7 protein-coding genes and 1 pseudogene are annotated in these 10,036 nt (G+C 61.4%); 7 read left to right on the forward strand and 1 reads right to left on the reverse strand.

What is annotated here, in order from left to right; all coding sequences use genetic code 11:
• Positions 1-69: 69 nt before the first annotated feature.
• From hemA to KHP60_RS22110, 3 genes are read left to right on the forward strand one after another with little or no spacing between them, the layout of a single operon-like run.
• On the forward strand, positions 70-1,515 hold the full coding sequence (gene hemA / locus KHP60_RS22100; protein WP_249689018.1) for a 5-aminolevulinate synthase: 1,446 nt from the start codon (positions 70-72) through the stop codon (positions 1,513-1,515).
• Positions 1,512-2,765: an efflux RND transporter periplasmic adaptor subunit gene (locus tag KHP60_RS22105; RefSeq protein WP_213566447.1), complete on the forward strand. Its 1,254-nt coding sequence runs from the start codon at positions 1,512-1,514 to the stop codon at positions 2,763-2,765. Before hemA ends, KHP60_RS22105 begins: the two co-directional genes overlap by 4 nt.
• Positions 2,762-5,845, forward strand: a complete 3,084-nt coding sequence (locus KHP60_RS22110) for an efflux RND transporter permease subunit (protein WP_213566448.1) — start codon at positions 2,762-2,764, stop codon at positions 5,843-5,845. The genes KHP60_RS22105 and KHP60_RS22110 overlap by 4 nt, the downstream gene beginning before the upstream one ends.
• Positions 5,846-6,141: 296 nt before the next feature.
• Here the strand turns inward: KHP60_RS22110 and KHP60_RS22115 are convergent.
• Positions 6,142-6,360 (reverse strand): annotated as a pseudogene (locus KHP60_RS22115) (IS6 family transposase); the annotation flags it as partial.
• Positions 6,361-7,850: 1,490 nt separating this feature from the next.
• Here KHP60_RS22115 and KHP60_RS22120 point away from each other — a divergent pair.
• The 4 genes from KHP60_RS22120 (at position 7,851) to KHP60_RS22135 (ending at position 9,745) form a co-directional block, all read left to right on the forward strand.
• The gene (locus KHP60_RS22120; RefSeq protein ID WP_213566449.1) at positions 7,851-8,264 is read left to right on the forward strand and encodes a hypothetical protein; all 414 of its coding nucleotides are present in this window, start codon (positions 7,851-7,853) and stop codon (positions 8,262-8,264) included.
• Positions 8,265-8,276: 12 nt separating this feature from the next.
• Positions 8,277-8,612, forward strand: a complete 336-nt coding sequence (locus tag KHP60_RS22125) for a DUF6894 family protein (protein ID WP_249689021.1) — start codon at positions 8,277-8,279, stop codon at positions 8,610-8,612.
• Between the two features lie 138 nt (positions 8,613-8,750).
• The gene (locus tag KHP60_RS22130; RefSeq protein WP_213566450.1) at positions 8,751-9,458 is read left to right on the forward strand and encodes a Crp/Fnr family transcriptional regulator; all 708 of its coding nucleotides are present in this window, start codon (positions 8,751-8,753) and stop codon (positions 9,456-9,458) included.
• Positions 9,459-9,577: 119 nt separating this feature from the next.
• Positions 9,578-9,745, forward strand: a complete 168-nt coding sequence (locus KHP60_RS22135; RefSeq protein ID WP_213566451.1) for a hypothetical protein — start codon at positions 9,578-9,580, stop codon at positions 9,743-9,745.
• Positions 9,746-10,036: the final 291 nt, after the last annotated feature.

Consider the following 10,036-nt stretch of genomic DNA (forward strand, 5'->3'; position numbering starts at 1 on the left):
CAATGATCTCGTAGCTGGCTTCGAGTTGACCACGCACTGGGGCCTCAAGGGCTCACGGGGGAGGCTGCAATGGTCCTGGAAAGGCAATGTCACGGCAATACGCAGTTTCCACGATGCTGGGCGAAGCTCACGGAAACCTACGTGATGGACGGCCGGTGCGAGACAGCTGCGGCCTTGCTGGCCCGCCGCCCTGCGCCACTCAGGGTCGTCAAGCCCGCGCCTGAACCGATCTGGAAGGCTCCCGCGGCCAGGACCTACAGTGGCTATTTCGATGCCGCCATCGCACGGCTGAAGGCGGAGCGGCGCTACCGCTCCTTCGTCGATTTGGAACGCATCGCCGGGAGCTTCCCTTCGGCGATCTGGCATTCCCCGAAAGGTCCGCGCGAAGTGACCGTCTGGTGCTCCAACGATTATCTCGGCATGGGCCAGCATCCCTCCGTCGTCGAGGCCATGACCCAAGCCGCCATTCGCCATGGGACAGGCGCCGGCGGGACCCGCAACATTTCCGGCAACAGCCACCCGATCGTCGAGCTGGAGGCCGAGCTGGCCGACCTGCATGGCAAGGAAGCAGCCCTGGTCTTCACCTCCGGCTACGTCTCAAACCAGACCGGCATCTCGACGCTTGCCAATCTGATCCCGAACTGCCTGATCCTGTCGGATGCGCTCAACCACAACTCGATGATCGAGGGCGTGCGCCAGTCCGGCTGCGACAAGGCGATCTTCCGCCACAACGACCTCGATCATCTGGAGGAGCTGCTCAAGGCAGCGGGCGAACGGCCCAAGCTGGTTGTGTTCGAGAGCGTCTATTCCATGGACGGCGACGTGGCGCCCATCCGCCAGATCTGCGACCTCGCCGAACGATACGGCGCCATGACCTACATCGACGAGGTCCATGCGGTGGGCATGTACGGGCCGCGCGGTGCAGGTCTCGCGGAGCGTCTTGGCGTGATGCACCGGATCGGCGTGATCGAAGGCACGTTGGCCAAGGCCTTCGGGGTCATGGGCGGGTATATCGCAGGGGCGGCTTCAGTCATCGATGCCGTGCGTAGCTATGCCCCGGGCTTCATCTTCAGCACCGCCCTGCCTCCGGCCGTGGCTGCGGCGGCGACCGCGTCCGTGCGCTATCTCAAGGACTCGCGGACCGAGCGCCAGGGACAGCAAGGTCAGGTGGCTCAGGTCAAGGATGCTCTCATTCGCGCCGAGTTGCCGATGCTGGCAACGCCGACGCATATCGTGCCGGTGATGGTGGGGGATGCGGAAGCCTGCAAGGCGGCCTCGGACCGCCTGCTGGAGCAGCACGGCATCTATATCCAGCCGATCAACTACCCCACCGTGCCCCGTGGCACCGAGCGCCTGCGCATCACCCCAGGCCCCTTGCACACCCAAGCCCACATCGAGGCATTGACGCAGGCTCTTGTGGAGACCTGGAAGGCGCTCGACCTGCCGTTCAGCGGGTTGGTGCTCGAACCGCAGGAGCGCAGGCCGACAGCGTGGCGAATGGAGCGCAGCCAATGATCCGCGGTGCTCTTCTCCTGGTCACGATCATGTCTGCGGGAGCCCTCTGGTATGTGATGGCAGGAGCGGAGGGACAGGCCGCAGTTCGGACCTCGGCTCTCAAACTGCTGGGGACCTCAAGTCCGGCTTCCGAGCCTCCAGCAGCGGTTCAGCCCTCTAGGTTGCAAAACAGCCCGCCCCCCGTCGCCGTCATCACCGCTCCTGTGAGCGCAAATGCATTGCCGATCACCCGGACCGGCATCGGCTGGATCGAACCAACCGCACGTGTCACCGTACGCGCCCGCATCGATGGCACCATTGTTGAGCAGCACATCCATGACGGTGCGGAGGTCGCAGCTGGAGATCTTCTATTCCGCCTCGATGATCGCGAGCTCCAGGCGCAGATCGCCCGCGGCGAGGCAGCCTTGGCCCGCGACCGAGCCGTGCTGGCCAAAGCGCACGCTGCGCTCAGGCGAACTCAGGAGTTGTTGGCCCGCTCCGTTGCCAGTCAGGCCCAGGCCGAAGAGGCCGCCGCCGAGGTCAGCATCGCCGCCGCCAATGTTGCGGCAAGCGAGGCGGCTCTTGCCATGGAGCGGACTAGGCTCGGGCACACCAGGATCACCGCTCCCATCAGCGGGCGTGCCGGCGTCGTGCAGGGCGGCGAAGGTCATGTCGTGCGCGGCTCCGATCTGTCCGGGGATGGACTGGTCACCATCACGCGGATGTCGCCCTTGCAGGTTTCGTTCTCCCTGCCGGAGCGCGATCTTCCGTTGCTGCGTGCGGCACTTACGGATCCCAACAACAAAGGCCGTGTGCACGTTCTCGCCGGTCAGGATCGTCAAATCTCGGCGGAGGCGGAGCTGACATTCATCGACTCGTCGGTCGACGTCAGTTCAGGCACCATCTTGGCAAAGGCTGTCTTGAAGGCCAACAACGGGTTATGGCCGGGACAGTATGTTCGTGTTGAACCGAGGCTCGGCACACATCCCGAGGCAACGGCCGTTCCGCTCGTCGCGTTGCAGACGGGAAGTGGCGGCCCTCATGTCTTCGTCGTCGGACTGGGAGACATCGTCGAGGTGCGTCAGGTTCAGCCCCTCGCCACAAGCCATGACACGGCCGTCATTGCCAAAGGCCTCACTCCCGGCGAGCGCGTGGTGGTTGAAGGCCAGGCTCGCCTGCGGCATGGCAGCTCGATTGTGGAGACAGCCGTGGCCCCGGCACCTCTGGCGCAGGGCTCTCGCACTGCCGATGCCGGACCTGTGCGCCGATGAATGTTTCGGCCCCCTTCATCAGACGGCCCGTTGCCACACTCCTGCTGACCACAGCTCTGACGTTCGCCGGGCTTGTGGCCTACCGGCATCTCCCCGTCGCAGCCCTACCCCGGATTGATATCCCCACCATTTCCGTCTCGACCGCGCTGCCCGGTGCCAGCCCCGAGGCTATCGCGACCACCGTCTCGACGCCCCTGATCAAGGAGTTTTCGACCATCCCGTCCGTTCGGGAGATCAGCGCGACCAACATCCAGGGCGCGTCCTCGATTACTCTGGAGTTTGCGCTGGAGCGCGACATCGATCTGGCAGCGACAGATGTCCAAGCTGCCATCGCCCGCGCGCAGCCCCAGTTGCCTGTTGAGATGGCAAGCCCGCCCGTCTACCGCAAGCTCAATCCGGCGGACGCTCCGGTCGTGCTGATTATCCTGAGAAGCGACACGCATCCTCTCTGGCAGCTCGATGCGTTCGCCCGAACCATGATCTCACCACGCCTGTCCGCAAACGCTGGCGTCGCCCAAGTCACGATCTCCGGCAGCCAGAAGTATGCCGTGCGCATCCAGCTTGATCCTCTGACTCTTGCTGCCCGTGGCATCGGCGTGGACGAGGTGGAGCGCTCTGTCCGCGCTGCCAACGCTCATACCCCCACCGGTACCCTTACGAGATCAGACCAGCAGTTGACCATCGACGTGTCGACCCGGCTCGGTGACGCACGGGCTTGGCGCGATATGATCATCATGAACCGCCAGAGGCGTCCCATTCGCTTGGGCGACGTCGCCAAAGTGATCGACTCCGTTGAGGACGATCAGCGCGCCAGTTGGCACAATGGCTCACCCGCACTGGTGTTGGCGGTGCAGCGCCAGCCCGATGCCAGCACAATAGAAGTCGTGGACAAGGTTCGGTCAGCCCTGCCCCGCATCCAGGAGGAGCTCGGGCCCGGGGTAGCCCTCACCACGATGAATGACCGCTCTCTTTCGATCCGCACAGCCATCGAGGATGTCACCTTCACCCTGATACTCACCATCGGCTTTGTCTGCGCAGTCCTTTTTCTCGGCATTGGCCGTCTTGCCACGACCCTAATTCCGAGCGTCACCATTCCGGTATCGATTGCGGCCACCTTTGCGGCCATGTACGCCCTCGGCTTGTCCCTGGACAACATTACCCTGCTGGCGCTGACGCTCTCGGTCGGTCTCGTGGTTGATGACGCTATCGTGGTGACCGACAACATCGTGCGCCACATCGAGGCTGGAACGCCGCCCCACGCGGCAGCCCTGAAGGGAGCCAAGGAGGTTGCCTTCACGGTGATATCGATCACGGTGTCGCTCATCGCGGCTTTCATCCCGCTGCTTCTGATGGGTGGAGTGGTCGGACGCATCCTCAGCCCGTTCGCCATCACTGTCTCGGTCGCGCTGGCGATCTCCGCCCTGGTCTCCTTAAGCCTCACGCCCATGCTCGCTGCCCGCGTGCCCTATGCGAGGCGGCAGGAAGCCAGCCGCCGCAATCTGGCGGATCGCGTGATGTCAGGGCTGACACGCTGCTATGGCGTTTGCCTCGATATGAGCCTGCGGTTCCGACCGTTAATGCTGATCCTGTTCCTCATCAGTCTTGTCGCCTCCGGCTGGCTGTTCCGAACCATTCCAAAGGGCTTTCTGCCGCAGGAGGATATCGGACAGATCATGATCTCGACCCGCGCGCGCCAGGATGTCGCGTTCCCGGCCATGGTCGAGTTACAGGGTCAGGTCGAGCAGGTACTGCGTGCCTCCCCTCATGTAGGCGAGGTGGTCTCAGACATCGGCGCGACAGGTACCACGAGCCTCAACGAGGGGCGCCTGTTTGTGGAGCTGAAAGCCAAGGCCGAGCGGTCGCCCCTTGCACAGGTCCTGGCGGATCTGAGGCGGGATCTGGATCAGTTGCCCGGAATCGAAAGCCTCGTCACGACGGCCCAGAATGCTCGCATGGGAAGCCAGCCTGGCCGGAGCCCATACCAGCTTATGGTGCAAGCTCAGACGATTGCCGAGCTGCAGCACTGGTCGGCGCGGCTCACTCACCAGATGAGCCAGGACGCCATGTTCAGCGGCGTCAGAACTGATGCGCAGGAGACCGCCTTGCAGGCGACTATTCGCATCGACCACGATAAGGCGCGCCAGCTCGGGATCACATCCGAGCAGTTGCGCTCAACCCTGCACACCGGGTTCGCCGCACGGCAGGCGGCGACGATCCACGCCTCTGCGGACAGCTACCGGGTTCTGATCGAGTTTGACCCTCGCCTCGCCCGGACCATGGACCCGCTCGACCTTGTGACCATTCGGTCGACAAACGGCGTTCTGGTCCCGCTCTCAGCCTTTGCCACCATGGAGCGAACGGCCCACACACGCTCCATTGCCCAACTGGGACAGCGGCCCGTCGTGACAATCTCCTTCGATACACCGGCTGGAATTGCGCTTGGTGAGGCTGTGAACCGGATCAATGCTCTCAAGCTCGAAGAAGGCATTCCTGCCACTGTGACGACCGCCTTTGCCGGAACAGCTCGCGTCTTCCAGGACATGGTGCGCAATCAACCACTGCTGCTCGCGGCAGCCCTCCTGACCATCTACATCATCCTCGGCATGCTGTACGAGAGTCTTGTTCATCCAATCACGATTCTGGCAGGTCTTCCGGCCGCGGTTATCGGAGCGGTCGCAGTCCTCCATCTCTTTCAGATGGAATTGAGCATCATGGGGCTGATCGGCATCCTGTTGCTGTTCGGGATCGTCAAGAAGAACGCCGTCATGATGGTGGACCATGCGATTGTCCGTCAGCGTGAAGGCCTCTCACCGTCCGCTGCAATCCGGGAGGCCTGCCTCATCCGCTTTCGTCCGATTATGATGACCACCGCCGTGGCTTTGGCCGGCGCCGTTCCGATTGCTATTGGCCATGGCGCCGGCTCCGAGTTGCGACAGCCGCTCGGGATTGCCGTGATTGGGGGCCTGATCGTGTCGCAGTTGCTCACCCTCTTCATCACGCCTGTCCTGTATCTTTACCTGGAGAGGTTCGCCGGGGTTGGGCAGCACCTATTCGGGCTCGGCAAACGACAGCCTGCATAGCTCGGTCGGTGAAGGGCCGCTTCGGGTTATGACCGGCCCATCAGTGCGGCTGTGTGAAGGTTAGCTCGTCCCGAGATTGCAGACGTTCGGCTATCCAGCACATTGTGAGTCGGGGCTGTCGCGGATTGCTCGAAGTTTGTCTGCTGTTACCCGTGGTGCTACCCGAGAGAAAACATAACTCGGGCCTGTAGAGACAGGAAAGCCGTCACACCCTTGCCGACTAAGGGTTTGAGGTTGTGAGCGGGCATCGTCAACTTGACGGGTTGAAACGGGTCAGCCCATCCGAGATCGACAGATCAGAAGCCGGCCGCGAGGCCAGTCACCTCGGCCCAGATCTTAATTGCTTCAGCCCGGGACTGACGATGAGCGGCGGCGTTGGTGTTAGCGGGGCGACGCAAGAGGTTTCCAACCTGATCGTGAATGGAGAGAAATCGCTGGGCCTGACCGGCTGACTTGAAGCGTTTCATGATCCGCTCCCGTCGTCGAGTGGGCTGATGGCTGTTCTCGGCACGATTGAACCTTGGAATGACGAACAAGGACTTCTACGTCATCTAAGCGCTGGAACCGTTCCTTAACCTTAGCCGTTCTATGCAAGAGCCACGGGCGCGTTGTGTATCAGTCCGTGGCAGTGCACCTAAGCACCACAGCGCTCCAGCCGAGGAATAGCCCCCTCCCCGGCTGGAGCGTTTCTATTTTGGGTCTCCTAAGATCCAGGGAACTGTCGCCCGTGTGAATGCTTCCTTTGAGACAGTTTCCATGGAGCGCGAAATGGTTGGCAGCCCAGATCCACGGGATCCGAAACCAGACGATCCTATATTGCCGGAGCCGACTTCCCTACCTGAGCTTCCAGAGCTTGATCCTGTTCCAGAAGACGGCACCCCACCTGATCACGGCGATCCTTCTCCGGATGACGTGCCCTTCGTGCCGCCTCCAGGTACTCAATGAGAAGGGAAGGCGACTATGTCTGATATCCCGTACCCTGATACGCCGCAGCCTGACATTCCTGTTCTTCCAGAGCCTGACATGCCCACGCCAGTCCCTGAGACAGAACCGGACGATGCACCTGACCTACCGCCCGAGCCCTCTGAACTGCCGGGCGATGATGTGCCGAAGGTAGGATAGCGCAACCGCATCCCACCCACGTTAGAAGGCAGGATGTGCGATGGAGCGGGCTCAATGGAGTGTCTACCGCTGGGCCACAGTCAGGCGCGGGGGCCACAAAGGCCGGAGTAGAGGCTCTGCAACAACTCCGCCGATGATAGCGAACGAGGCCAGGACAAGCCCTAATTTGGCCATGGAGCGGCTCTGCAAGCCTGGGCAAATCAAACTTGGGATCGAGAGGGAACCCTCCCGACGTCAGACTTATTATTGTCAGTTGCTTCGTTCCGAGTGCCTCTTTGCTAACGGCGAGCGTCCGAACTTACTTGGCTCAGTACTGAAAGAACCTGATGTGACTGAGGACGAGATTGAAGTCGTGGCCGAAGAGCTTGCAAAGGCCGGCGGCCTGTCCTGGTACCCTGGCCGCCAGCACGGTTCACTTCTACGGGTCGTATCGGACCGTTACCGTGACCGGGCTCACTTGGCCATTCCTGCCCTCGACCGCTACCGAGCACAAAAGGCAAGTGCCGCCTCCACCAAAAGCGCTGAAGCCGGACCGCAGCCAATTCCTGCAAGAAGCGCGACCACTCCTGACAATACCATCCGCGCCGGCGCTACCGTGATCTACCGCCCTCCCGGAGAGCGGAGAGCCTATCCGTGCCGGGTTGAAAGGATCGAGGAAGGCCAAGCCTACTTGGTGCCTCATCTAAGGGCTTGGACCGGATGGGTTTCGAGAGAAAACCTCTCGCTTGCGCCATTAGAAGAGGATCCTCTCGGTAAAGGAACGATCAAGGCATGCGCAGCTCTCCACGTTGGAAGCAATACAGCAGGAAAATTAGACGCGTCTTATGCTCCCTCCATTGCGGCACAGGACAATAACCCTTACTCTCTCCAGGGAGGGTGGGGTATGGCTGACGATGAAGTCGAGGCTGTTGCTGTCGAGCTTGCCAAAGCGGGTGGTGTCTCCTGGCATTTAGGGCAGGAGCGCGGGCCTCTGAAACTGGTCATGGATCGTTACCGCGACCGCGCCCGCCTTGCCATTGCTACGCTTGAGCGCGCCCGGGCAGCCAAGCAGGACACCTCTCCTGGCCAAAGCGAGGTCGTGCAGCCCGAATCAAGCGCAAAGGCCAACCTGGAACCAGTTTCGCGCGATGTGATTTCAGCCGGGAGCTTGGTGTTGTACCGTCCTCCAGGAGATAAGAGAACCTATCCCTGTCGAGTTGAGAAGGTGGATGGGGACCGTGCGTATCTTGTGCCCGAGATCCCAACCTGCACAGGTTGGGTGGATCTCAAAAGCCTCTCATTTCCGGCTATTCAGTGAGGCATCGAAGCCATGACCCCTTTTAGCAATGGCAAGCAGGCGCTCGCTGAAGGCCTGAGAGAAACCGACCCGTCGGTCAGTTCTCCGGATATATCCGCGCCAAGTCCGTCGGTGTCAGCACGCTACTACTTCAACCTCACCAATGGCGACGCGATGATCCGCGACGAGGAAGGCATCGAGGCAACCAGTCTCCAGGCAGCCGTGATTTCGGCCATGGAAGCCGTCGAGGAGCTTCGCGCCCAGGATCCCTCGAACGCGGATGAGTGGCAGGGATGGCGACTGGAGATTGTCGATGCTGAAGGTCGAGCGGTGCATGCAATTCCGCTTGATGCTCTCTCTCATCATTAGGGAACATCCGACGAGCATCATCAACGACCGAACTCCGTTCGGCTCTCCTCGAGACGCTACTATATCGGCACTTAGCGCGTCAGCGAGGAATGAATACCGTTCCAGCCGCTTCTTGCAAACCAGCATAAAAGTCCATTGATGGCGAATGGTCCTGATAATCGGCTTCTGGCCACCCTGAGCTCAGACAATTGCAGGTGGCTGGAACCTTACCTCGAACACGTGGATCTACCCCGGGGCACAGTTCTCGCTGAAGAGGGGGAGGTCCTCTCACATACCTACTTTCCTCATACCGCTGTTGTCTCCCTTGTCCGGCCGTTGGAGGACGGCCGGGTGGTGGAAATGGCCACGTTCGGCCGGGAAGGTCTGGTTGGACTGGCGTTTGCGGGCATCCCGCTTCAGTCGTTCGGGCGCTACATCGTGCAGATGCCCGGTGCCGCCTCGCGTATTGGGACCACTCGGTTGCAGATGGCAGCCCGCGCCCGCCCTGGCATTCAGGACATGATCCTTCGCTACACCGAGATGCTGATGGCTCTGACCCTGCAATCTGCGGCCTGCAATGCCGTTCACGGTGTTGAAGCCCGCGCCTGCCGATGGATCTCTGCAACGCGTGACCGGGCTGGCAGAGACGACATCCCTCTCACACACGAGTTTCTCGCCGAGATGCTTGGCGTCCAGCGCTCGACTGTCAGCGATGTCCTTCGCACCCTCCAAGGCAGAAGATTGATCCATCAGGGGCGGGGAAGGATTACGGTAAATGACGGCTCTCGCCTTCAGCAGGCGGCCTGCGAGTGCTACCACATCCTCCGTGGGAAATACCAGCAACTCCTGCCCGTTGCCGAAAGGTGAAGCTCAGGACCATGTCGAGAAGAATGCTTGCTCAAAGCCCCTGCAAGATTTGTGGTGCTGGAGTAATGCAGACCACGGCAAGCTCATGATGTGAGAGGCTAAATGTGAAGCTCTATTGGATGAAAACCTCTGAGGCGCTCCCAGACGACAGCTGGCTGGAGACGAGCTGGACATGCTTCGACGAGGACAAGCCGGATCGGGAGAGCGACAGTCGCTGGAACACCTACATTGGCAACGTGCATCAGGTCCCCATGGCCCAGAAGGTGGGCAATGGTCCCGGAGCGTGACGGCCACTTTCGCGGNCTGGAACACCTATATTGGCAACGTGCATCAGGTCCCCATGGCCCAGAAGGTGGGCAATGGTCCCGGAGCGTGACGGCCACTTTCGCGGGACCCAAGAACGGCACCGTTGCAGTAACTTGAAAACGGCATAACGAACCCCGTCGAACGGGACACTCAGGCAGCAAGACCGAAGAGCTGATTGACGAGCCGGATTTCGCCTGTCGCTCGACGTTCCCGCTGGATGCAATGGCCGCGGCGGATCATGCGCATGTTTTCAAAACCCGTCAGGGTCGCGG

Origin of the sequence: Microvirga sp. 3-52, assembly GCF_018383585.1 — a bacterium.
GTDB lineage: Bacteria > Pseudomonadota > Alphaproteobacteria > Rhizobiales > Beijerinckiaceae > Microvirga.

Excerpts from the sequence above, each read along its gene's own strand:
- hemA (WP_249689018.1), top strand. The coding sequence starts at position 70 with ATGGTCCTGGAAAGGCAATGTCACGGCAATACGCAGTTTCCACGATGC.
- KHP60_RS22130 (WP_213566450.1), top strand. The coding sequence starts at position 8,751 with ATGGCGAATGGTCCTGATAATCGGCTTCTGGCCACCCTGAGCTCAGAC.
- KHP60_RS22125 (WP_249689021.1), top strand. The coding sequence starts at position 8,277 with ATGACCCCTTTTAGCAATGGCAAGCAGGCGCTCGCTGAAGGCCTGAGA.
- KHP60_RS22110 (WP_213566448.1), top strand. The coding sequence starts at position 2,762 with ATGAATGTTTCGGCCCCCTTCATCAGACGGCCCGTTGCCACACTCCTG.
- KHP60_RS22135 (WP_213566451.1), top strand. The coding sequence starts at position 9,578 with ATGAAAACCTCTGAGGCGCTCCCAGACGACAGCTGGCTGGAGACGAGC.
- KHP60_RS22105 (WP_213566447.1), top strand. The coding sequence starts at position 1,512 with ATGATCCGCGGTGCTCTTCTCCTGGTCACGATCATGTCTGCGGGAGCC.
- KHP60_RS22120 (WP_213566449.1), top strand. The coding sequence starts at position 7,851 with ATGGCTGACGATGAAGTCGAGGCTGTTGCTGTCGAGCTTGCCAAAGCG.